This window comes from Microbacterium mangrovi, from assembly GCF_000802305.1.
Lineage (GTDB): Bacteria > Actinomycetota > Actinomycetes > Actinomycetales > Microbacteriaceae > Microbacterium > Microbacterium mangrovi.
Map to the genome: position 1 here is coordinate 135,976 of NZ_JTDK01000015.1, position 23,222 is coordinate 159,197.

The following is a 23,222-nucleotide window of genomic DNA, read 5'->3' on the forward strand; positions in this document are numbered from 1 at the left end:
TGAGTCAGGAAACGGGGTTTCACAATGGCGCGAAAGTCTTCAGTCCGTTCGACGGACGCCGTGGCCGAGGACGTCTCCGGCGGCTCCGCCGCACTGGCCGACGCCGCGACGGCATCCGTCGCTCCGACCGAGCCCGCGACCCAACCGGCCGCACGCCCGGCGAGGTCGGCGGCGGCCAAGCCGGCCGCGACCAAACGGGTCCCGGTCAAGCCGGTGGTCAAACCCGTCGCGAAGACCGTCGCGAAACCCGCACCCCGCCGGCGCACCGCCAACGCGCGCCGGGCCAAGACCACGGGTGAGCAGCACGCGCTGCACAACATGTCGGAGATCCGGCACTACTTCCGCACCAGCGAGCAGCCCGTGTTCTTCGTCGGGGCCACCGCGTTCAACCTGCTGGGTCTGGACCGCTGGGTGCGCGGATTCTCGTACATCGTCTACTACGACGCATGGGAGCGGTCGCACCCGCGCGTGTTCAGCCCGATCGACAAGCCGTACATCGAGTTCGAGTCCGGCGAGGAGATCAACAACTGGCTGCTTCGCAATCCGGAGGTGCGTGCGCACATCGCGCGGCGCACGCCGTCGGGCACGCGCCCGCAGATCGCGATGGTGTTCTTCGACGCCGAGACCGAGGAGATCTGCGCCGAGCTCGGCTACGACCTCATCCTGCCGTCGGCGGAGCTGCGGGAGCGCCTCGACTCCAAGATCGTCACCACGCAGCTGGGAGACTCGGTCGGCGCGCCGAGCGTGCCCAACGTGCTCACGACGGTGCAGAGCTGGGCGGACGTCGTCGCGGTCGCGAAGAAGGCGAAGCTGGGCACCGACCTGGTGCTGCAGACCGCGTACGGCGACTCCGGCAAGACGACGTTCTTCGTGACCAGCGAAGAGGAGTTCGCCAAGATCGCCGGCGAGGTCACCGGCGTCGAGATCAAGATCATGAAGCGGATCAACAACCGCCCGATCGCCGTCGAGGCCGTGCTCACCCGCCACGGCACCGTGGTCGGACCCTGCATGACCGAGATCACCGGACACAAGGCGCTGACCCCGTACCGCGGCGGCTGGGCCGGCAACGAGATGTTCCCGGAGGTGCTCGACGACGACACGCGCAAGCGGGCCACCGACCTCGTCGTGCGGCTCGGCGGCGCCCTCGGCAAAGAGGGATACCGGGGGTTCTTCGAGGTCGACGTGCTCGTCGACACCGACACCGGCGAGGTGTACCTGGGCGAGCTGAACCCGCGCATCTCCGGGGCGTCCGCCACGACCAACGTGACCGCCGGCGCGTACGCCGACGTTCCGCTGTTCGTCTTCCACCTGCTCGAGTACGCCGGCGTGGACTTCGAGCTCGACGTCGCCGAGATCAACGCGCGCTGGGAAGAACTGGCCAGCGAAGACGAGTGGTCGACGATGGTCATCAAGCACACCGACCCCACCGTGGAGCTGATCAACGCCGCCCCGCCCACCGGCCGATACGTCATCAACCACGACGGCGCGCTGGTGTTCTCGAACGCCGAATCGGACTGGCACCAGATCAACAACGAGGGCGAGGCGTTCTTCCTGCGGGTCTACGGACCGGGCGATTATCGCTGGAAGGGCGCCGACCTCGGTATCCTTGTCACCAAGGGGCGTCTGCAGACACCGGGCAACAAGCTCACGATCCGCGCGATGCACTTCATCGATTCCATCCGCGGCATGTATGCGGCAACGCCCCTGGAGAGCCGCGCCGCCGAACCCCGGACATCGGCGGCCAAGGGCTCCTGACCCGAGACGACGGCGCGCCGATGGGTGCGCGAACAGCAGCAGAGATGTATACGACGAGTGAGTTCGATGTGATCGGCGGCAAGGCTTCGAGGCCCAGCGGGCCGCCCCTGGACCAGTGGCAGACGGCGGGATACCTCGCCTGGTCGATGCAGAACATCGCCAGCTTCCTGCCCGTGCACCCCATCGCGCGCGGTGCGCGCACCACCGCGTTCGCGCGGACGCCGCAAGACCTGTCGGCGCTCGCCGTGCCGCATCCGTGGGGCGGTGAGACGCGCACGTTCGCCGAGGTGATGGCGGCGACCGACACCGACGGGTACGTCGTCACGAAAGACGGGGCGATCGTCGAGGAGTCCTACAGCGAGCCGTTCGCGCCGCAGAACGTGCACCTTCTGATGTCGGTCTCGAAGTCGCTCACCACGGCCACCGCCGGCATCCTCGAGGGCACGGGCGAGCTCGATCCGTCCTTCCACGTCGCCCACTACGTGCCGGCCCTGGCCGGCTCGGGGTACGTGGGCGCCACCGTGCAAGACCTGATGGACATGCGCACCGGCATCCACTTCTCCGAGGACTACCTCGACGACGCGGCAGAGGTCCGGCTGCTCGAAGAGGCGATCGACTGGGCGCCCCGCCGCCACGAAGGGGTGCCGCTGACGCTCCTCGGCTTCCTCGCGACGCTGCGCGCCGACGGCCCGCACGGCGGCCGGTTCGACTACAAGTCGTGCGAGACGGATGCCCTCGGGTTCGTGCTCGAAGGGGCCACCGGCATCAACGCGGCCGACGTCATGGCCACCCGGCTCTGGCAGCCGATGGGTGCGGAGTTCGACGCCCACGTCGGCGTCGACCGGGTCGGCGCGCCGATGCTGGACGGCGGTGTGTCGGCATCCCTGCGCGACCTCGCCCGGTTCGGATCGCTCTTCCTGCGTGACGGGTACGCCCTCGACGGCGTGCCGGTGCTGCCGAGCTGGTGGGTCGCCGACACCGCCATCGGAGCGTGGGACTCGCGGGCCGCCTTCGCGAACGCGCCGGAGCCGACGCTCATGGACGGCGGCATGTACCGCAACGGGTTCTGGTTCCCGCGGGCGGGGTCGGACGTCTTCCTCGCGCTCGGCATCCACGGGCAGATGATCTACATCAACCGTGCGGCCCGGGTGGTCGCGGCGAAGGTGTCGACCTGGCCGTCCCCGCAGGACGGCGAGAAGCTGCTGTCGACGATCGCGGCGTTCGACGCGGCCGCGTTCGCGCTGAGCTGACCGGCCGTCAGAGGTCGGCGCCCGTGAGCGGCGCCCGGTCGCGCGCAGCGGTTGCCACCGACGACGTCGACGAGGGATGCTCGCACGGGATGAGCAGCTGGATCGGCTCCTCCTCCGAGCCCTGCAGGCGCGCGATGAGCGCCTCGGCGGAGCGGCGGCCGAGCTCCTCGGCGGGCTGCGGATAGGTGGTGATCGGCGGATCGCACAGGGCGCCGAGGCGCTCCGGTGCGGAGATCGTGATGATCGACAGGTCGCGCGGCACCTGCACCCCGCGGCGGCGCAGCGTGTTGACGAGGCCGAAGTTGGCGTCGTTGTGCAGGCTGATGACGGCGGTGGTGTCCGGGGCGTGCTGCACGAGCAGATCGGCGAACGCAGACCCGGCCGCAGGCCCGCGCGGGAGCCGGGCGACGTAGGCGCCGAGTCCTCGGGCGGCGGTCTCCGCGACGAAGGACTGCTCGGTGCGGGCCGCGGGCGCATAGCCGGCCAGGGGAGTGTCGGTGTTGTCCTCGACGACGAGGGCGAGGTCCTGGTGCCCGAGGCGCGCGAGCTGCCCCACCGCCTGGGTGGTCGTGGTCTCGAAGTCGACGTCGACGAAGTCGATCCCGGTGGTGTCGCGCGTGCGCCCCATCAGCACGAACGGCGCATCGGCATCCCGCAGCATGGCGACCCGCTCGTCTTCGAGTTTGACCTCCATGAGCAGCGCGCCGTCGGCGATCCCGGACTTCACGAGGGAGGTGACCTCCGACGCCGCATCGTCGCCGTGGGTCGGCCAGAGGATGAGCCGATAGCCGAGGCGCGCCGACGCCGCGGCAGCCGCCGTGACGAACTCGCTCAGGTGGTGCTCGCTGAGCGGATACATGAGGGCGATCACGTGTGAGTGGCGGCTCGCGAGGGTGCGGGCGGCGGCGTTGCGCCGGTAACCGAGCTCGTCGATGGCCTGGAGGATGCGGGCGCGCGTCTCGGGGCTGACCGGCTTCGTGTCGTTGACGACGAACGACACGGTCGAGATCGACACGTTCGCCCGATCCGCCACCTGCTGCATCGTCACCACGGGCCGTGACCGAATCCTTCGTCCATGCATCCAGTATCCCGCTTCCGGAAACTTGTGGTCAAGCGCTTGACTTCCGTTTCGACGAGGGTGCAGAATCCTGATCAAGCCGTTGAGGTCAAGCGCTTGACCAGATCTCGCGGCACGGCTTTCACCTCAGCAAAGGAGCTCATCCGTGAACACGCAACGCCTCGTCGCAGCCCTCGCCGGCGCGACGATCCTCTCCCTCGGCCTCGCCGCCTGCTCCAGCAGCGCCGGCGGCAGCGGCGGCAGCGGGGCGGGCAGCAAGGCCCTGACCGTCGAGGACTACTACCAGGGCAACGCCACGGGCTACGACGCGATCTACGCGGAATGCGCCAAGCAGGTCGGCGTCACGGTGAAGGCCAGCCACGTCGCCGGCGCCGGGCTCGTCTCCAAGGTCCTCCAGCAGGCATCCTCCAAGACCCTCCCCGACGTCCTCATGCTGGACAACCCCGACGTGCAGCAGATCGCCGCCACCGGGGCGCTGTCGCCGCTGTCGGCGTACGGCCTGGACGGCAAGGGCTCGGTGCCGGCCGTCGTCGCGGCCGGGTCGTCGAAGGGCACGCTGTACGGGCTCGCACCGGTCGTCAACTCCATCGCGCTCTACTACAACGTCGACCAGCTGAAGGCCGCGGGCATCACGCCGCCGAAGACGTGGGACGAACTCCGCGCGGCCGCGAAGAAGCTCACCGACAAGAGCAAGGGCCGGTACGGCTTCGCGATGAGCAACATCAACACCTACGAGGGCACGTGGCAGTTCCTGCCGTTCTTCTGGACCGCGGGCGGCGACGAGAAGAACATCGACACCCCGGAGGCGGCGAAGGCCCTGCAGCTCGTGAACGATCTGCAAAACGACGGATCGATGTCCAAGAGCTCCATCACCTGGGCGCAGTCCGACGTCAACAACCAGTTCATCGCCGGCAAGGCCGCGATGATGATCAACGGCCCGTGGCAGCTGCCCGCACTGAACGCGGCCAAGGGCCTGCACTTCGCGAGCGTGCCGATCCCCACCCCTGATTCGTCGACGTCGATCGTCTCGCCCCTCGGCGGCGAGACCTACACCGTGCCGAACACCGGCGACAAGGCGAAGATGGCGCTGGCGGGCAAGTTCGTGGGATGCCTGAACTCCGCCGCCATGCAGCCCAAGGTCGCCGCCGCATCCGGCAACGTGCCCTCCAACGAGGTCGTCGCCGCCGCGTGGGCGAAGACGCACCCGCAGGTGGCATCCGTCATCGACACCGTCAAGACCGCCCGCGCCCGCACCGCCGAGCTCGGCGAGAAGTGGCCGACCGCGGCGACGGCGATCTACACCGCCGTGCAGCTGGCCCTCACCGGGAAGGCGACTCCGGCCGACGCGCTGCAGCAGGCGCAGGCGCAGAACAAGTGACCGTCTGATGTCGACCGTGAACGCCACGATCGCCGCCGAGGCGATCGACGACCGCCTCGTCTCCCCACCGCCGGTACCGCGGCGCCGGCGGCGGGGATGGGGCGCCTCGCTCGCCCGCTGGATGTTCGTCATCCCGGCGATCCTCTTCGTGCTGATCTTCTTCGGCTACCCCGTCGTCAAGAACGTGACGATGTCGCTGCAGAACTACACGACGGCCACCTTCTACACCGGCGAAGCGCCCTGGGTGGGATTCGCGAACTACGTCTCGGTGGTCACGAACTCGCTGTTCAGCACGACCGTCGTCAACACGGCGCTGTTCACGATCGGCTCGATCGCCCTGCAGTTCGTGATCGGCCTCGCGCTCGCGCTGTTCTTCACGCGGCAGTTCCCGCTCGGCGGATTCCTGCGGTCGATGCTGCTGCTGCCGTGGCTGCTGCCGCTCATCGCCTCGAGCGCGGTCTGGAAGTGGATCCTCGACCAGGACAGCGGCGCCCTCAACCAGTTCCTGGGGCTGTTCGGCATCCAGCCCGTGCCGTGGCTGGTGAGTCCGAGCCTCGCCCTCGTCGCCGTCATCGGCGTGAACATCTGGCTGGGAATCCCGTTCAACACCACCATCCTCTACAGCGGCCTGCAGGCCGTGCCGGAGGAGCTGTACGAGGCGGCATCCCTCGACGGCGCCGTCGGGTGGCGGGCGTTCTGGCACATCACGTGGCCCAGCATCCGCTCGGTCGTCAGCGTGGTGATCGTCCTCGGGGTCGTCTACACGCTCAAAGCGGTCGACATCATCCTCGGCCTGACCGGCGGCGGCCCGGCCAACTCGACCCAGACCCTGGCCACCTGGGCCTACCAGAAGTCGTTCGTGGAGTTCGCGTTCGGGCAGGGCGCGGCGATCAGCAACGTGCTGATCGTCGTCTCGCTCGTGTTCGCGTTCGTCTATCTGTATCTGTCACGCAAGGAGGTCGACGAATGAGCGCGACGCAGGCGGTCGTCATCCCGCGCGGAGCGAAGGCGGCCAGACGCGCGCACGCTCGCCGCTGGCCCATGACGGTGCTCGGCATCCTGTTCCTGGTGGTCATGATCTTCCCCGTCTACTGGATGGTCAACAGCAGCCTCCAGGCGAACTCGGGAGCGGCGACGACGACGTGGCTGCCACTGCATCCGACGTTCGCCGGGTACGCCACCGCGATCCAGGAGCAGGGTCAGAACTTCGTCACCAGCATCATCGTGTCCGTCGGCACCGTCGTGCTCACCATCGCGATCGCGACCCCCGCCGCCTACGGCCTCGCCCGGTTCCGGATGCGGGGGATGACGGTGTTCGTGTTCGCACTGCTGATCACCCAGATGATCCCGTCGATCGTGATCGCGAACGCACTGTACGCCCTCTTCAACAACGTCGGTCTGCTGAACTCGTACGTCGGCCTCATCCTCGCCGACAGCGCGGCGCAGATCCCGTTCGCGATCATCCTCATCCGGGCGTTCATGTCGTCGATCCCGCCCAGCCTCGTCGAGGCCGCGCTCGTCGACGGCGCGAACAACTTCCGCGCGTTCATCTCGATCGTGGTGCCCATCAGCAAGAATGCGATCGTGACGGCCGCCCTGTTCACGTTCCTCGGCGCCTGGGGCGACTTCCTGTTCGCGCTGACCCTCACGAGCACTCCCGAAGTCCGGCCGATCACCCTCGGCATCTACAACTACATCTCGGCGAACGTGCAGAGCTGGGGGCCGGTCATGGCGACCGCCGTGCTGGCCTCCCTGCCCGCCGCGGCACTGCTCATCTTCGCCCAGCGCTACATCGCCGCCGGAGCCCTCGGCGGCGCCGTCAAATGACCTACGAAGGAGAACAAATGAACCCCACGGCCGAGAACCCGCTGCGCGTCGTCGTCTGGGGCGAGAACCGCCACGAGCAGGTCGAGCCGCACGTCGCCGCGATCTACCCGGACGGGATGCACGCCGCGATCAAGTCGGGAATCGAGGAGCACCTCGGCGACCGCGTGAGGGTGACCACGGCGCTGCTCGACGACCCGGACCACGGCCTCAGCGAGGAGCGCCTCGCCCAGACCGACGTGCTGACCTGGTGGGGGCACGCCGCCCACGCCGAGGTGTCCGACGAGGTGGTCGAGCGCGTGCACCGCCACGTGCTCGACGGCATGGGGCTCGTGGTGCTGCACTCCGGACACTGGTCGAAGATCTTCGTGAAGCTGATGGGCACGTCCTGCACGCTGCGCTGGCGCAGCGAGAACGACCGGGAACTCGTGTGGACGATCGACCCGACGCACCCCATCGCGCAGGGCGTGCCGCACCCGATCGAGATCCCGCAGCAGGAGATGTACGGCGAGCAGTTCGACATCCCGAGGCCGGACGAGATCGTCTTCCTCAGCACCTTCTCCGGCGGCGAGGTGTTCCGCAGCGGCATCACCTACCGTCGCGGCAACGGCAAGATCTTCTACTTCAGCCCGGGCGACCAGGACTACCCCGTCTACCACCATCGCGACGTGCGGCGCGTGATCGCCAACGGAGTCCTGTGGGCGGCATCCGACCGTCCCGCCCGCGAGACGCCGGTGCTGCTGCGGTACGAAAGCGGCGACTTCTTCACCGGGCACGGCTACCAGGGTGCGATGCACAACCGGGACGACGCATGACCCCGGCGTTCGCGACGATCCCCGGCACCGCGCCGCTCCGGCTGGTCGTCGTCGGCGCCGGGGTGATGGGACGCCACTGGATGCGGATCGTGTCCGAAACACCCGCGGCGCAGCTGGTGGGCGTCGTCGACCTCGACACCGAGGCCGCCGCGCAGGCCGCTGCGGCATCCGGCGCGGACGTCATCTCCGGGGCATCCCTCACCGCCGTCGCGGCCGAGACGGGGGCGGATGCCGTGATCGACGTGACCGCGCCGCAGGCGCACCGGGCGGTGAACGTCGAGGCGCTGCGGGCCGGCCTGCCGGTGCTGTGCGAGAAGCCGATCGCGCCGACGGTGGCCGAGACGATGGCGCTCGTCGCGGCCGCCGAGCTGACCGGTCAGCTGCTGATGACCAGCCAGTCACGGCGGTACTACCCGGCCCTCGCGCGGCTGAAGGGCATGGCCGCGACACTGGGCGACATCGGGATCGTCACGACCGAGTTCTTCAAGGCGCCGCACTTCGGCGGATTCCGCGACGAGATGGACGATCCGCTCCTCGTGGACATGGCCATCCACGCCTTCGACGTGGCGCGTTACCTCCTGGGCGCCGAGGCGACATCGGTCGACTGCCGGTCGTTCAACCCGTCGTGGAGCTGGTACCGGGGGGATGCCGCGGCATCCGCCGACTTCGCATTCGACGGTGGTGCGCGCTACGTCTACACCGGCAGCTGGTGCAGCCCCGGGCTCGAGACGTCGTGGAACGGCACGTGGCGGATCAGCGGCGAGAACGGGACCGCCGCGTGGGACGGCGAGGGAGAGCCGGTGTCCGATCCGGCGGTCGTCCCGGCGGACGGCCCGGTGACCGCGCGCTCGGAGATCGCCGGGGCGCTCGACGAGTTCGTCCGGGCGCTGCGCACCGGCGGCATCCCCTCGGGCGAGGTCCACTCCAACATCCACACCATCGCGATGGTGGAGGGGGCCGTGCGCTCCGCCCGCACCGGCCATCGGGTCGCGCTCGACGGCGTGCTCGAGAACGCCTACACCGCCGCGCTCGCCGATGAGAGGGATGCCGATCTGCGCGGTGTGCTGGCCTCGTGGGGATCGGCCGGCGACGCGGTCGCGAGGCTGCGCTGAGATTCACCGACGGCTTCTGGGCTGTTCGGCTGTCCTGGATGACGCCCGCGCGTGCAATCCAGGACAGCCGAATGGTCGAGGGTAGCCAGCCGATCGAGCGCGTGCTAGTTTTTGAACGTGTTCGAAAATGAGGATGCCGGCCCCGACGCCACTTCGGCAGCGCTGACGCCGAAGGCGGAGCGCACACGTGCTGCGATCCGGGATGCCGCTCTGCGGTCGTTCCGCGACCACGGGTTCGATGGCACCACGATGCGCAAGGTCGCGGCGGATGCCGGGGTGTCGATCGGCAACGCCTACTACTACTTCCCGACCAAGACGCACCTCGTGCAGGAGCTCTACGTCGAGGTGCAGGAGGCGCACCGCGCGGCGGCGCTGCCACGGCTCGACGAGACCACCGACCTGGTGGAGCGTCTGGCCATCGTGTTCCGCACCGGGCTCGAGCAGCTTCGTCCGTTCCACGAGTATGCCTCGGGATTCCTCACCGCGATGATCGCGCCCGAGTCGCCGCTCAACCCGATGTCTGCTGAGTCGAGCCCGGCACGCGACATCACAGTGGGCCTGTTCCGCGAGGCCGTGGCGCGTGCGAAGAAGAACCCGCTCCCGGAGGAGTTCGCGGTGCGGATGCCGCAGGCACTCTGGCTCGGCTACCTCCTGCTCTCCCTGTATTGGAGCTACGACCGCAGCCCCGGGCAGAGGCGAACCGAACGACTGCTCACCCAGGCGCTGAAGCTGCTGAAGCTCGGGCTGCCGTTGACGCGGATGCCGGTCGTGCGCGGCCCGCTGCGCGGGCTGCTCGATCTCGTCGTCGAGGTGGGGGAGTGAACGCCGTGGCGGCCATGTCTCCGGCGGAGGTTTGGGTGTCGCCCCGCACTGCCGACGAGCCTCGGGCCTTCACAGGGGATGAGTTCGTTCGCGGAGCCGGCATCGCCTATGTCCTCTTCCAGCCCATTGGAGCCCTCGTCTTCAGTGTCGGCATGATCCTCGAGGTGAGCCCGGGCGCGCAACCGAACGTCGTCGGCACGATCTTCGGTGGTGCGCTCCTCTGGCTCGTGCCTGGTCTCCTCGTCAGCGGGCTCGTCACGCTGCTCGGCATGCCGCTCGCATACCTGCTCGGTCGTCGCATGCGGCGGGTGGATCGGGATTGGATCCACGTGCTGGCGTTCTTCGGATACGGTCTCGCCGTCGGCCTCGCGGTCGAATACGTCTTCTCGATCGGTTCCGGCAACCCCTTCGGCACGTTGCTGCAGCCCTGGTCGATGATGCGCGCCGACTCGTGGGCTTCCGGTGTCGTGGTGTCGCTCGGATGGCTGATCACGTCACGGGCGGCGCTCGCGCGGGATCGTCAAGGTGCTGCTGTGGCGCTGCCGCCGTCAGCGAACGACCCGCTGCCACCGACGGTTGGTGGGGCATGAAGGGCACTCTCCAGGACGCGGTCCCGGTCACCGCGGGGCGGGTTTCACCAGCACCCGACGACCTGTACTCCGCATCGTCGGTCCGTGACCTCTTCGACCGCATGTCCCGGTCCTACGAGCGCGTCAACACTGCGCTGTCACTCGGGTTCTCCGTCTTGTGGCGACGCCGCCTCGCGCGACTCGTCCCGCCACAGCCGGCGGACGCCCGCATTCTCGATGCGATGTGCGGCATGGGCGAGACGTGGACGGCGCTCGTCCGGCGCTTCCCGGGGACGAACCTCGTCGCGCTCGACTTCTCCTCGCGCATGGTCGACCGTGCGCGCGCACGAAGCGCAGCACGCCACGGCGGGAAGATCGCCGTCGTCCAGAACGACATGCTCGTGAGCGGACTGTCGGACGGATCCTTGGACGTTCTCGTCAGCGCCTACGGGGTGAAGACGTTCGACCGGCTGCAGACGGAGCTCTTCGTCGAGGAACTGGCACGCATCCTCAAGCCCGGCGGCCACTTTGCGCTCATCGAGGTCACGGAGCCTCCGCACCGAATTCTTCGCGCGCTCTACCGCTTCTACATCGGTGTCGTCGTGCCGCGGCTCGCGCGACTTCTGGTCGCCGAGACCGAGGAGTACCGGATGCTGGCGCGATACCTGCGGGCCTACGGGGATGGTGAACGCACGGCGGCTGCGCTTGCGAGTCATCCCCTGCTCACGGTCGAAACACGGCGACACTTCTTCGGCTGCGCGACAAGCTTCAACGGTCGACGAGTGGTCGTCTGACCCGCGGCGAACCCACCCGGATCCGTCACGAACGCCCGGTTGAGCCCGACGTTCGTGACGGATCCCGGGCGCCGCGAGGCCGGGCGTATCCGGGTCAGTCGTCACGACGTGTGGACTGAGGCGCAGAACGTGACGAGCGAAGCGCGGGAGCGTCACTCACTCGTCACGACGCGTCGGCCGAAGTGCAGAACGTGCCGAGTGACGCGCGGGGACTGCCCCACACTCGTCACTCACTCGTCACGAAGTGCGGGTCGACTCGCACCTCGCGACGAGCGAAACTGCGCCGAGCGCGGGGCCGGCCGGATGCCGCCGACCGGGGACCGGGCTCAGCGGCGGTGGGCGTGGTAGTAGGCGAGGAGGGCGCGGGTCGAGGGATCCTGGGCGGCGGCGGCATCCTCATCGCCCTCGATCGCGGGGGCGATCTGCAGGGCGAGCTGCTTGCCCAGCTCGACGCCCCACTGGTCGAACGAGTTGATGCCCCAGATCACGCCCTGCGTGAAGGTGATGTGCTCGTACAGCGCGATGAGCTGGCCGAGCACGGCCGGGGTGAGAGCGTCCGCGAAGATCGACGTCGTGGGCCGGTTGCCGGGGAACGTGCGCGCGGCGACGAGCGGGCCGGTGGTGCCCTCCGCCTCGACCTCGGCGGCGGTCTTGCCGAACGCGAGCGCCTTCGTCTGCGCGAGGAAGTTCGCCAGGAACAGGCCGTGCACGTCGCGTCCGTCGTCGGCCAGCGGGTACGCCGGGTTGGCGAACGCGATGAAATCGGCCGGGATGAGGCGTGTGCCCTGGTGGATCAGCTGGTAGAACGCATGCTGGCCGTTCGTGCCCGGCTCGCCCCAGAACACCTCGCCGGTCTCCGTGGTGACCGGACTGCCGTCCCAGCGCACCGACTTGCCGTTGGACTCCATAGTGAGCTGCTGCAGATACGCCGGGAACCGGTGCAGCTGCTGCGCGTACGGGAGCACGGCGTGCGACTGCGCGCCGAGGAAGTTGTTGTACCAGACGTTGAGCAGACCCATCAGGACGGGCACGTTGCGCTCCAGCGGCGTCGTGCGCACGTGCTCGTCGACGGCGTGGAATCCGGCCAGCAGCTGACCGAACGCGTCCGGGCCGAGCGCGATCGCCAGCGACGTGCCGATGGACGAGTCCACCGAGTAGCGGCCGCCGACCCAGTCCCAGAACCCGAACGCGTTGGCCGGGTCGATGCCGAACGCGGCCACCTTGTCGAGCGCCGTCGACACGGCGATGAAGTGGTGCGCGACGGCATCCTTCTTGGCCTCATCTGATGCCACGTCGACGCCGGCGTTCCCGAGGGACGCCCACAGCCAGTCGCGCGCCAGTCGCGCGTTGGTCAGGGTCTCGAGCGTCGTGAAGGTCTTGGATGCCACGATGAACAGCGTCGTCTCGGGGTCGAGGTCCGCGGTCTTCTGGGCGAGGTCGGTCGGGTCGATGTTCGAGATGAACCGGGCTTCGATGCCGGCATCCGCGTAGGGCTTCAGCGCCTCGTAGACCATGACGGGGCCGAGGTCCGAGCCGCCGATGCCGATGTTGACGACGTGGGTGACGCGCTTGCCGGTGACGCCGGTCCAGGCGCCGGAGCGCACCCGGTCGGCGAACTCCGCGACCCGGCGGAGGACCTCGTGCACGTCGTCGTCCACGTGCTGCCCGTCGACGATCAGAGCGGGGGAGGCGCCGTCCGGGCGGCGAAGTGCCGTGTGCAGCACGGCGCGGTCTTCGGTGGTGTTGATGTGGACGCCGCTGAGCATGGCGTCGAACCGCTCGGCCACGCCGGTCTGCTCGGCCAGGCGCACGAGGGAGGCGAGGATGCCGTCCGTCACGAGGTTCTTGGAGAGGTCGACGTGCAGATCCGCCAGCGGGAGGCTGAGCCGCTCGGCGCGGCCCGGATCGTCGGCGAACCAGGCGCGCAGGTCCGGCGCGATTCCCGCCTTGTGCGCGGTGAGCTCGGCCCAGGCCGAGGTGGACGTGGCATCGATGGGGGCAGCACTGTCGGTCACGGGTGCAACGTTACTGGCCTCAGCGGGGATGGTGCATCGCTTCGGACATCGGCCGACTCTGGCGATATGACGCGCGTCATACTATGCTGAGCGTCATAGTCAGCGCGAACCGAAGGAGGCTGCCATGCCGATGATCGACGTGTACTGCACCGAGGGGACGTTCGGTTCCACGCACGCGGTCGCCCAGCAGCTGGCGACGGCCGTGATGGAGGTCGAACAGGTCCCCGACATCGCGATGTTCCGCAAGAACACCGCCGCCTTCGTGCACGAGCTGCCCGCCTCCGCGATCTCGAACGTCGACGGCGAGAGCAACTACGTGCGCGTGCAGGTGCTCACCAATGCCGGCGCCCTCGACCAGGCCAAGCGCAACCTCCTCGTCGACCACATCACGGGCATCGTGGTGACGGCATCCGGCGATCCGTCGCTCGGTCCGCGCACCTGGGTGCAGATGATCGAGGCACCCGACGGGGGCTGGGGTCTGTACGGCCACGCCCAGACGAACGCCGATCTCGTCGACCTCGCCCGCGCCGAGATCGCCGCCGGCCGACGGACCCATGAGCACCGGCATCCGTGACCTGATGGCGGATGCCGCCGCGCGCCTGCTCGCCGAGGAGGGCTACCAGGCGACCTCCTTCACGGAGGTGCTCGCCGCATCCGGTGCCCCACGGGGGTCGATCTACCATCACTTCCCCGGCGGCAAGGACGAACTCGTCCGCGCGGCGCTGGAGCGCCAGGCCGACCGGGTGATCGGGGGGCTCGACCGCCTCGCCGGACGCACGCCGGCCGACATCGTCGACGGGTTCGCGGCCGGCTGGCGCCGGTCGCTCGAGAAGACCGACTTCGCCGTGGGATGCTCCCTCGTCGCGGTCACCGCCTCGGCAGGGCCGGGAGAGCTCCGCGCGGATGCCGGGAGGATGTTCGCCCGCTGGATCGCGCGGTTGTCCGCCCTGTTCGCGGCTGCCGGCGTCGAGGCATCCGCCGCGGAGGCGTTCGCCGCCCGGCTCCTGGCCGGCATCGAAGGCGCGGTCGCCATCGCGCGTGCCCAGCGATCCCTGCACACGTTCGACCTGGTGGTCGGCGGCCTGCGCGACGAGGCCGCGGCGCTGCCCACCCACGAGAAAGAGTAAACCGCATGACCGAGCTGCGCCACACCCGCACGATCGAGTTCGCCGACCCGCATGAGACCCGCGATCGCGTGGCGAGCATGAGCGGGCTCGAGGCGATGCGGGCGATCCGTGACGGACTGTACCCGGGGCCGCCGATCGCCGAGACGATGAACTTCGAGCTCGTCGCGGCCGACCCCGGCACGGTGACGTTCGAGTGCCGTCCCGGGCTGGAGCACTACAACCCGCTCGGCATGGTGCACGGCGGTCTCGCCTGCACACTGCTCGACACGGTCACGGGGTGCGCCGCCCACACCACCCTCGAGGCCGGTCGGGGGTACACCTCCATCGAGATCTCGGTCAAGTATCTGCGGCCGATCACCGCCGACGACGGAGTCCTGACCGCGGTGGGGACGGTCACCAAGCCCGGCCGTCGGGTGATCTTCGCCGACGGCAACATCACGGATGCCGCGGGGCGGCTGCTCGCGACGGCATCCAGCTCGCTGCTCGTGCTGTGAGCCGGATGCCGTCCTGAGCCGGAATCAGGCGGCGACCGCGGCCTCGGCCGCCTCCACAGCCTCGGGGGAGGGCGCGGCATCCAGCGCGCGGCGCGACAGCGCGAACAGCGTCATCCCCAGCGCGAACGTGAGCAGCTCGGTGACCGTCATCGCCCAGATCACACCGGTGATGCCGAACACGACGTTGCCGAGCAGGACGATCGGGATGAACAGGATGCCCTGAGCCACCGACATGATCGTCGCGTTGCGCACCTGCTCGGTCGCCTGGAACACCGCGATGACGAGGCCGGTGATGCCGTTGAAGACGGTCGCCACGAGCATGGCGGTGAGCACCTGCGTGCCGTCGCTCACGACGCTCGGGTCGGCGCTGAACAGCGCGAACACCTGGTCGCGGAACAGGAAGACGATCCCGGAGAACACCACGGTGATCCCGAGGATCGCCACCGCGGCCCCGGCGATGCCGCGGCGCAGGCGCGCGTGGTTGCGGGCGCCGAACGCGTAGGCGAACAGCGGGATCGCCCCCATGAACACGCCCATGCACATCATCTCCGGCAGCTGCGAGATGCGCAGGGCCACGCCCATCGAGGCAAGCAGGGCGTCGCCGTAGCCGATGGCGATCCAGTTCGTGACGAGAGTCGTCACGATGAGGAACGACGACTGCAGCAGCTCGGACGCACCGACGCCGAACACGGTGCGCAGCATCTCGCCGTCGGCACGGAACCAGCGCGGGCGCAGCGACATGGCCTCGCTGCGGCGGCTCAGCCACCACACGTAGTAGCCGGCCATGACCACGTTCGACAGGCCGAGCGCGATCCCCGCGCCGAGGACGCCCCACCCGAGCACGAGGATGAACAGCACGTCGAACACGAGGTTCGCGACGGTCGAGGCGATGAGACCGGTCATGGATGCCACGGCCGCCCCCTCCGCGCGCACCACCTGCTCCAGCGAGAAGCAGGCGACGAGGACGGGCGCGAACGCGAACATGGCGCCGATGTACTGGGCGGTGGGCGCCAGGGCAGCGCCGGATGCCCCGACGAGGCCCGCGAGCGAAGTGGCGAACACGAGGCCCAGAACCCCGATCACCGCACCGGTGGCGATCGAGGCCCACAGCGTGAACGACGAGACCTGCTTGATGCGGGATGCCGCGGCTCCGGCGTCGGCATCCTCGGTCTCCTGCGCGCCGAGAAGGCGCGAGATGTAGGTGCCGCCGCCGACGCCGAAGACGCCGCCGATCGCCATGATGAGGGCGAAGACGGGCATCGCGAAGGTGACGGCCGCGAGCATCGGCGTCGAGTGCAGGGCGCCGATGAAGCCCGCGTTGATGATGTTGTAGACGACGCCGACCGAGAAGCCGGCGATCATCGGGATGCACAGGTGCACCAGCGATCGCCAGATCGGGGCGGATGAGAGATAGAAGCGGTTGGATGCGGACATGATGAGACCTCCGTCACGGGGAACGGCTTTGAATGGGGGGAGAGCGGGCGCGACGAGCACCGGTCGCCGGACGGCGACCGGATTCGGCCGGGGACTAGCGGCGTCTGCGCGTGCGGCGCGGCGGCTCGGTGGGGATGTCGACGTCGAGTCCGGCGACGACGCGATCGAGCAGAGCCGCGAGTTGGTCCTGCTCGTCGACGGTCAGGGAGGAGAAGAACCGCTCTTGCGCCGCGCGCATCTGCTCGTCGAAGCCGACGACCAGTTCGGATGCCTCTTCCGTGACGGCGAGAAGCTTCACGCGCGAGTCGTCGGGCGACGGCGTGCGCGTGAGGAGACCGCGGTCTTCGAGTCCCTGCAGCAGACTCGCGACCGATGCGGGCGTCGTGCCGGACATCTCGGCCAGCTCGCGGGCGATCACGCCGCGATCCTGGTGCTCCTCGATGTAGCCGAGCGTGAACGCCTGCTGCCGGGTCAGTCCGCTGCCGGCCACCCAGGCGTCGGCGGTCGCCCGCTGGGCGAACGCGATCGCGCGGATGGCGGCGTTGATCTGCTCGGCTCGTGTCATGGTTAGAAACCTAACAGTTAGAGTTCTAACTGTCAAGGATCGAACAATCGAATCAGTCGTCGAGGTCAGGCCACGCGGCGATGTCGACGCCGTGGTTGTCGGGAGAGGCGAGTGTCCACCACCGCGGGGCGTGGGAGTCGTCGACCAGCCGCCCGCCGGCGTCCAGGGCCGCACGTACGCGTGCCTCGGCGACATCGGCGGGCACCGAGACGTCGAGGTGGGTGCGCCCGCGACCCACCCGATCGAACGGATGGAACGCCAGAGGGATGCCACGCCGGTTCGGGTCGGCGGCGTCGGTGTCGTCGGCATCCGCATACCCGAACGCCGCTTCGAAGAACGGTCGCACGTCGACGTCGCGGGCATGGGCGACCGCGATCTGCATCGCCTGCAGCACCGCGGGGTCGGCGACGAGACCGGCATCGCGGGCGAGCAGGGTGACCCGCTGTGCGAGCGCGATGTCGGCGGAATCGAGGGCCCCGTCGGGCCGCCGCGTCGTCACGATGACGTCGTGCGGACGCAGGTCGATGTCGGGCGCCCGGTCGTGCTCGGCAGCGAGATCGGCCACCGCGATCGCGAACTCGGTGCCTTGCACCAGCGATGGCGTCCGCCAGTGCGCGCTTGCCCCGCCGAACAGCACGCGCCACTCGGCGACGCCGTCGGCAGCATGGAACTGCTTCGCACTGATCGGTGCGGGGTCGGTCGGCAGCGCGGGCATGTCAGAGCACCGCCTCGGAGACGTCGCCCCACGCGGCGATGTCGACGCCGTGGTTGTCGGGGGATGCCAGGCCCCACCACGCGGGCACGTCGTCGCCCCACGAGAGCCGGCCGCCGGCGGCGAGGGCGGCTTCTGCTCTCTGCGCACCCTGGGCATTCGGTACGGCGATGTCGAAGTGGGTGCGGCCTCGACCGGGCTTGTCGAGCGCGTAGAACCAGAGACGCGGACCACGGCGCAGCGGGTCGGCGACGACGTCGTCGAGGTGCTCGTATCCGAGGACGACCCGCCAGAACTCCTGCGTGTCGACGCCCGGGTACTGCGCCACGCCGATCTGCAGCGTCTGCAGCTGCGAGGCATCCGGCGCGAGTCCGGATTCGCGCGCGGCCTCCGTGACGAGGCGAGCGAGTTCGGCATCCGCACGGGCGAGTCGTCCGCGCGGGTTGCGCGCCGTGCGCACGGCGACGCAGCGCGCCCGGAGATCGATGTCGGGGGCGCGGCCGAGTCCGGCGGCCACCTCGGCGACGCGGCGCGCGAATCGTGCCCCGATCATGAGGGAGTCGGTGGGGAACAGGGTCTGCGCGCCGCCGTAGAGGACGTGCCATCCCGCCGTGCCCGGCGACGCGTGGAACTGCGCCGCGCTGATGTGGTCTTCGGGTTCGTCCGTCATGTCCGCTCCTTCGCACCCACCGTAGACCCGGCCTCCGACATCGCGACGACCGGTCGCAAGACGCAGGCACGGATGGCGCTGTGAACGCGGGGCGGTATCCCCGGGTCCATCCGACCCGCCATCCGTACGATCCACCGCCATCCGTCCGCTGCGGACGGGTCCGAATCGACCGCTGCGGACCGACGGGGTCAGGCCGGCAGCAGCTCCAGCAGGGATGCCTCGGGGCGGCATCCGAATCGCACGGGCGCGTAGATCGAGTGGCCGACGCCCGCGCTGACGTTCAGCGGCACGGTGCGGCCGTCGCGCGCCCACGACGACAGCCCGCGGGCCTGGTCGAGCGGGATGTCGCAGTTGGCGACCAGCGCCCTGCGGGCGAACGGGACCCGCACCTGCCCGCCGTGGGTGTGGCCGGCGAAGATCATCTCGGCGCCGAGATCGACGTACTCGTCGAGGACCCGGCGATACGGTGCGTGCGTCACGCCCCACACGAGGCCGTCGCCGAACCCGGAGACCAGGGGAGGGAGCGCGTCGAGGTCGTCCCAGTCGCGGTGCGCGTCGCTCACGCCGAACGCGTTGATGCGCACGCCCTTGGCCTCGATCGTGGCCGCCGTGTTGTTGAGGTCCGCCCAGCCGAGGCCCGCGAAGTACGCATCCATCGCGGCGCTGTCGATGTTCAGCGGGATGCGGTGCACCTTCGACGGACCCTGGAAGTACTTCAGCGGGTTCCGCGGGGCAGGCTCGACCTTGTCGTTGGAGCCGTGCACGAAGAACCCGGGGATGCCCCGGAACGGCTCGAACGCCGCACGGATGCCGGCCAGCCCGTCGAGGTGGCCGATGTTGTCGCCGGTGTTGACGATCACGTCCGGTTCGAGCGCCGCGAGGGACGCCAGCCACCGCTGCCGGCGCTGCTGCCACGGCGCCATGTGCACGTCCGAGAGGTGCAGAACCCGAAGCGGGGGAGTCCCGGCCGGGAGGATCCGCAGCGTGTGCCGCCGCACGGTATACAGGTGGCGTTCGATGCCGATGCCCCACGTGGCCGCGGCGACGCCGACCGCCCCCACCACGCCGAGCGCGGTGAGGGCGGTCCGAGTCGAGCGATTCGCCACGTCAGCCGTTGCCGCCGCCACCGCCGCCGTGCCCGCTGCCCTTGCTGGGGCCGGGGGTCGGAGTGCTGTTGCTGCCTCCGGACCCGCCACCCGAGCCGCCGCCGGAGCCGCCGTTGTTGTTGCCGCCGTTGTCGCCGCCGGACTTGGCCTTGCCGTTGCTCGGGCTGATCGTGATGCGGATGCCGGCGTTCGCCTTGCCGGGGCCGGGGTTCTGCTCCGCGATCGTGCCCGCGGGCAGTGCGGAGTCGACCGACGAGCTGATCACGTAGCCGAAGCCGGCGTTCAGCAGCGCGGCGATCGCGTCCGACTGGCTCATGCCGACCACGTTCGGCACGGACTTCTGAGCGGTCTTGGTGAGGGTGGCATCCGGCTGGGGGAAGCTGCCGCCCTTGTACCACTGGTCGATGGCGCCCTGGATGTCACGGGCCAGCGGATAGCGGATGCTCCACAACAGCGTGCCGTTGTAGTAGTTCAGGTCCATCCGCGGCTGCTTGTTCTGCTCGTCCCAGGCGCCCACCCAGTTCGCCGTGGTCACGGCCGTGCTCGAGGTGATCAGCCACGTCTCGTACGACTGGTGCGTTCCGGTCTTGCCGATGAGCTCGGTGCCGTCGTTCGGGTTGCCCTGCGCGCCCGTTCCGCCCGGCTGCATGGGTCCCTTGAGGGCGTACGCCGCCGTCGCCGCGATCTTCGGGTCGATCACCTGCTTGCAGGTGGTGTTCGGGATCGCGAGCTTGTTGCCGGCGGCGTCGGTGACCTGGTCGATCACCTTCGGCTGGCAGTAGATGCCCTTGTTCGCGACGGTGGCGTACGCCGCCGCCATGGCCAGCGGCGACACGTTGTCCGATCCGAGGATCTCGTACGGCGCCGGGTAGCCCTGCTTGCCCTGACCGTCGGTGGCCAGCGGGACCGCCAGGCCGTCACCGAGGGTCACGCCGAGGGATGCGGCGGTCTTGCCGATGTCGCAGAGGTCGAGCTGATGCGCCATGCCCCAGAAGCCCGAGTTCAGGGACTCCTTGGTGAACTCCATCGGGGTGCCGAACTTCGCCACCTCGTTCTGGAAGTTTCCGGGCTGGTAGCCCGAGGGGTCGGACAGGGTCCCGCTCGGCAGGCACGAGTCCTTCCAGGTGTAGAAGGACTGATGGGTGCCGTTGACGATGTCGTTGACCGAGTGACCCGCCTTCAGCCACGCGAGCAGCGTGAACAGCTTGAAGGTCGAGCCCGCGTTGAAGCCGCCGGAGGCGCCGTTCTTCGAATCGCCGGCGTAGATGACGGTCTGGTACCCGTTCTTGTTGCTGACGTCGCTGTACTTCGTGTTCTGCGCGATCGCGAGCACGCGCCCGGTCGAGGACTGGATGCTCACCGACGTCGACCCGAGCTTCATGTACGAGACCTCGGTGGGCAGGTACGTGTTCTGGGCGGTCTGGGCTGCTTTCTGCACGCGCGGGTCGAGGGTGGTGTAGATCTTCAGCCCGCCCTTCTGCAGCATCCGGCCGCGGTCGGACGCGGTCGCGCCGAACGCCTTGTCGGTGAGGATCGTGTTGCGCACGTACGCGCAGTAGTACGGTGCGGTGGACTTCGCGCAGCCCACGGTGGGCTGGGTGATGTTCGGCACGATCGGGGCGGTCGCGGCCTGGTCGTACTGCTTCTGGGTGATCTTCCCGTTCTTCAGCATCCGGCCCAGCACGTACAGCTGCCGTTCCTTGGTGACCGAGTAGCCGGTGATCTTCACGGCATCCTTCGGGGCGGATGCCGGATCGACCATGTCGTAGTAGTCGCCGTTCTTGACCAGCGCGATCTTGTCCTTCGCGGTGTTCGCGGCCTTGCCGTTCACCTGCGTGGACCCGGCGGGCAGGTCGATGCGGTACGAGTTCGGGTTCTGCACCATGCCGGCCAGGGTCGCCGCCTGCGCGACACTGAGCTTGGAGGCGGGGATGCCGAAGTAGTACCGGGACGCGGCATCCACCCCGTAGTTGGTGCCGCCGAACAGGGCGATGTTCAAGTAGCCGAGCAGGATCTCGTTCTTCGAGTACTTCTGCTCCAGTGCGATCGCGTACCGCATCTCCTGGATCTTGCGCTTGATGCCGTCGGTGCCGGAGGCGCCGGCAGCCTTCTGCCAGCAGGAGTTGGCGGCGTCGACGCTGTTGCCGTCGGCGTTCCACTCGCACTGCTGGATGAGCACGTTCTTCACGTACTGCTGGCTGATCGAGGAACCGCCGCGCGAGGACTGGCCCTTCAGGTTGGACAGCACCGCACTGGTCGTGCCGACCAGGTCGACCCCGCCGTGCTCGTAGTAGCGGGCATCCTCACTGGACAAGATCGCGTCGTACATCACCGGCGCGATCTGCTTCCACGTCACCGGCGACCGGTTCTGGTCGTAGAACTTCGCCAGCACGGCGTCCTTCTTCGTCTTCGGGTCCTTGTAGTACAAGGTCGACGGAAGGCTGATCTTGTCGATCGTCAGAACGCTCGGCAGGTTGTCGAACATGGTGATCGCGCTTGTCGCAGCGGAGCTTGTCACAGCCACGGCCGGGGTGACCGTCGCGGTCACCAGAACACCGGCCAGCGCACTCAAACCGACGAGGCCCGCCAGCCCCCCGAGCACGCCTGCAGCAGTCCGTTTGTTATCAGGCATAGGCTCAATCTAGGGGACGAGGCTGGGCGAACCCTGCCCGGACCCTCCCTGGAAACTGTCCGATTGCTTTCAGCAACGAACCACCGGAGCGCTTCATGACCACGTGGGAATACATGACCACGCCCCTGCTGATCCACAACACCGCCGCCATCCTCAACAACTGGGGCAAGCAGGGCTGGGAGCTGGTGCAGGTGGTGACCGGACCCGAGGGCGGTCTCGTCGCCTACTTCAAGCGGCCGTCGGGGGCCGGTGCCGCCAACGCCGGACTCGGCGCCGCCGCCGAGGCCGCCAAGCAGTTCGAAGGGAACTGACATGTCGCTCTCGCAGAAGCTCGCCGACCTCGGCATCGACCTGCCGCCCGTCGCGACTCCCGCCGGGGCATATGTCCCCGCCAAGGTGCACGGCGACCTCGTCTACACGGCCGGCCAGCTGCCGCTCGTCGCCGGCGCCCTCCCCGCCACGGGCAAGGTGAGCGACGGCCACGGCAAGGTGGTGCCCGCCTCGGATGCCCGCGAGTACGCGCGGCTGTGCGCGCTCAATGCGATCGCGGCCGCGGCGAACGCCGTCGGCGACGTCGACCGTCTCACCGGGGTGCTGAAGGTGACCGGCTTCGTGGCGTCGGTGCCCGACTTCACCGCGCAGCCGTCGGTGATCAACGGCGCCAGCGAACTCCTCGGCGAGCTCTTCGGGGATGCCGGCGCCCACGCCCGCTCCGCCGTCGGCGTGCCGGTGCTGCCCCTGGACAGCCCCGTCGAGGTCGAGGTCGTCTTCACTCTCGACTGAGCGGATCGACGCGCTCAGCACGCAGAAGGGGCGGGATGCCATGGCATCCCGCCCCTTCTGTGTCTGTGCCTATTTGACTTGGCTGCTGATGATGCTCATGACGTGGGTGTCGGCGAGGGTGGTGGTGTCGCCGATGTCGCGGCCTTCGGCGACGTCGCGGAGGAGGCGTCGCATGATTTTGCCGGAGCGGGTTTTGGGGAGTTCGCCGACGATGTAGATGTCGCGGGGGCGGGCGATGGGGCCGATTTGTTCGCCGACCCAGGCGCGGAGGGTGTGGGCGAGGCCGT

Annotated in this window: 24 protein-coding genes; 15 read left to right on the forward strand and 9 right to left on the reverse strand. The window is 69.0% G+C overall.

Annotated features, from left to right (window positions below; genetic code table 11):
• The first annotated feature begins 60 nt into the window (after positions 1-60).
• Both LK09_RS15790 and LK09_RS15795 read left to right on the forward strand, forming a co-directional pair.
• A complete protein-coding gene (locus LK09_RS15790; RefSeq protein ID WP_269430942.1) occupies positions 61-1,755 on the forward strand; it encodes a biotin carboxylase in 1,695 nt (564 codons plus the stop codon).
• 44 nt (positions 1,756-1,799) lie between these two features.
• Positions 1,800-3,005: a serine hydrolase domain-containing protein gene (locus LK09_RS15795; protein ID WP_082008320.1), complete on the forward strand. Its 1,206-nt coding sequence runs from the start codon at positions 1,800-1,802 to the stop codon at positions 3,003-3,005.
• Positions 3,006-3,012: 7 nt separating this feature from the next.
• Here LK09_RS15795 and LK09_RS15800 read toward each other — a convergent pair whose 3' ends face one another.
• The gene (locus LK09_RS15800) at positions 3,013-4,047 is read right to left on the reverse strand and encodes a LacI family DNA-binding transcriptional regulator (protein WP_039401684.1); all 1,035 of its coding nucleotides are present in this window, start codon (positions 4,045-4,047) and stop codon (positions 3,013-3,015) included.
• A 181-nt stretch (positions 4,048-4,228) separates the two neighbouring features.
• Between LK09_RS15800 and LK09_RS15805 the strand changes: the two genes are divergently transcribed.
• The 8 genes from LK09_RS15805 (at position 4,229) to LK09_RS15840 (ending at position 11,397) form a co-directional block, all read left to right on the forward strand.
• Positions 4,229-5,461, forward strand: a complete 1,233-nt coding sequence (locus LK09_RS15805) for a sugar ABC transporter substrate-binding protein (RefSeq protein WP_039401528.1) — start codon at positions 4,229-4,231, stop codon at positions 5,459-5,461.
• A gap of 121 nt (positions 5,462-5,582) precedes the next feature.
• Complete coding sequence (locus LK09_RS15810) at positions 5,583-6,431, forward strand: carbohydrate ABC transporter permease (protein WP_052226898.1); 849 nt, start codon at positions 5,583-5,585, stop codon at positions 6,429-6,431.
• Positions 6,428-7,288, forward strand: coding sequence for a carbohydrate ABC transporter permease (locus LK09_RS15815; protein WP_052226888.1), 861 nt, complete (start codon positions 6,428-6,430; stop codon positions 7,286-7,288). Before LK09_RS15810 ends, LK09_RS15815 begins: the two co-directional genes overlap by 4 nt.
• A gap of 17 nt (positions 7,289-7,305) precedes the next feature.
• Entirely contained in the window at positions 7,306-8,100 is a 795-nt protein-coding gene (locus LK09_RS15820; RefSeq protein ID WP_039401532.1) for a ThuA domain-containing protein, read from the forward strand.
• Positions 8,097-9,212: a Gfo/Idh/MocA family protein gene (locus LK09_RS15825; RefSeq protein WP_039401535.1), complete on the forward strand. Its 1,116-nt coding sequence runs from the start codon at positions 8,097-8,099 to the stop codon at positions 9,210-9,212. The genes LK09_RS15820 and LK09_RS15825 overlap by 4 nt, the downstream gene beginning before the upstream one ends.
• Positions 9,213-9,329: 117 nt before the next feature.
• A complete protein-coding gene (locus LK09_RS15830; protein ID WP_039401688.1) occupies positions 9,330-10,034 on the forward strand; it encodes a TetR/AcrR family transcriptional regulator in 705 nt (234 codons plus the stop codon).
• A gap of 35 nt (positions 10,035-10,069) precedes the next feature.
• Entirely contained in the window at positions 10,070-10,624 is a 555-nt protein-coding gene (locus LK09_RS15835) for a hypothetical protein (RefSeq protein ID WP_156138856.1), read from the forward strand.
• A complete protein-coding gene (locus LK09_RS15840; protein WP_052226889.1) occupies positions 10,621-11,397 on the forward strand; it encodes a class I SAM-dependent methyltransferase in 777 nt (258 codons plus the stop codon). Before LK09_RS15835 ends, LK09_RS15840 begins: the two co-directional genes overlap by 4 nt.
• A 326-nt stretch (positions 11,398-11,723) precedes the next feature.
• Here the strand turns inward: LK09_RS15840 and pgi are convergent, their stop codons facing one another.
• On the reverse strand, positions 11,724-13,412 hold the full coding sequence (pgi, locus tag LK09_RS15845) for a glucose-6-phosphate isomerase (RefSeq protein WP_039401540.1): 1,689 nt from the start codon (positions 13,410-13,412) through the stop codon (positions 11,724-11,726).
• A 124-nt stretch (positions 13,413-13,536) separates the two neighbouring features.
• On the opposite strand from pgi, the gene LK09_RS15850 reads away from it, so the two are divergent.
• Genes LK09_RS15850 through LK09_RS15860 form a run of 3 tightly spaced genes read left to right on the forward strand, consistent with a single transcriptional unit; the run spans position 13,537 to position 15,033 of the window.
• Positions 13,537-13,986: a hypothetical protein gene (locus tag LK09_RS15850; RefSeq protein WP_052226890.1), complete on the forward strand. Its 450-nt coding sequence runs from the start codon at positions 13,537-13,539 to the stop codon at positions 13,984-13,986.
• Positions 13,967-14,539, forward strand: coding sequence for a TetR/AcrR family transcriptional regulator (locus LK09_RS15855; protein WP_052226891.1), 573 nt, complete (start codon positions 13,967-13,969; stop codon positions 14,537-14,539). The genes LK09_RS15850 and LK09_RS15855 overlap by 20 nt, the downstream gene beginning before the upstream one ends.
• 5 nt (positions 14,540-14,544) lie before the next feature.
• Positions 14,545-15,033: a PaaI family thioesterase gene (locus LK09_RS15860; protein ID WP_039401542.1), complete on the forward strand. Its 489-nt coding sequence runs from the start codon at positions 14,545-14,547 to the stop codon at positions 15,031-15,033.
• Between the two features lie 24 nt (positions 15,034-15,057).
• On the opposite strand, the gene LK09_RS15865 is transcribed toward LK09_RS15860, so the two are convergent.
• The 6 genes from LK09_RS15865 to LK09_RS15890 form a co-directional block, all read right to left on the reverse strand.
• A complete protein-coding gene (locus LK09_RS15865; RefSeq protein WP_039401544.1) occupies positions 15,058-16,467 on the reverse strand; it encodes an MATE family efflux transporter in 1,410 nt (469 codons plus the stop codon).
• A 94-nt stretch (positions 16,468-16,561) separates the two neighbouring features.
• On the reverse strand, positions 16,562-17,032 hold the full coding sequence (locus LK09_RS15870; RefSeq protein ID WP_039401547.1) for a MarR family winged helix-turn-helix transcriptional regulator: 471 nt from the start codon (positions 17,030-17,032) through the stop codon (positions 16,562-16,564).
• 52 nt (positions 17,033-17,084) lie between these two features.
• Positions 17,085-17,747, reverse strand: a complete 663-nt coding sequence (locus tag LK09_RS15875) for a VOC family protein (protein WP_052226892.1) — start codon at positions 17,745-17,747, stop codon at positions 17,085-17,087.
• Between the two features lies 1 nt (position 17,748).
• On the reverse strand, positions 17,749-18,414 hold the full coding sequence (locus tag LK09_RS15880) for a VOC family protein (RefSeq protein WP_039401550.1): 666 nt from the start codon (positions 18,412-18,414) through the stop codon (positions 17,749-17,751).
• Positions 18,415-18,602: 188 nt separating this feature from the next.
• Complete coding sequence (locus LK09_RS15885) at positions 18,603-19,520, reverse strand: metallophosphoesterase (RefSeq protein WP_039401553.1); 918 nt, start codon at positions 19,518-19,520, stop codon at positions 18,603-18,605.
• 1 nt (position 19,521) lies between these two features.
• Positions 19,522-22,152, reverse strand: coding sequence for a penicillin-binding protein (locus tag LK09_RS15890; RefSeq protein ID WP_082008325.1), 2,631 nt, complete (start codon positions 22,150-22,152; stop codon positions 19,522-19,524).
• 95 nt (positions 22,153-22,247) lie between these two features.
• Between LK09_RS15890 and LK09_RS15895 the strand changes: the two genes are divergently transcribed.
• Together LK09_RS15895 and LK09_RS15900 are read left to right on the forward strand one after the other, a co-directional pair.
• Positions 22,248-22,463: a DUF4177 domain-containing protein gene (locus LK09_RS15895; protein ID WP_039401556.1), complete on the forward strand. Its 216-nt coding sequence runs from the start codon at positions 22,248-22,250 to the stop codon at positions 22,461-22,463.
• Between the two features lies 1 nt (position 22,464).
• Positions 22,465-22,935 carry a RidA family protein gene (locus LK09_RS15900; RefSeq protein WP_039401559.1) on the forward strand — a complete coding sequence of 157 codons (471 nt, stop codon included), beginning with the start codon at positions 22,465-22,467 and terminating at the stop codon, positions 22,933-22,935.
• A gap of 69 nt (positions 22,936-23,004) precedes the next feature.
• Here LK09_RS15900 and LK09_RS15905 read toward each other — a convergent pair.
• Positions 23,005-23,222: AMP-binding enzyme (locus LK09_RS15905; RefSeq protein WP_039401560.1), on the reverse strand; the 218-nt coding region annotated here is incomplete at its 5' end.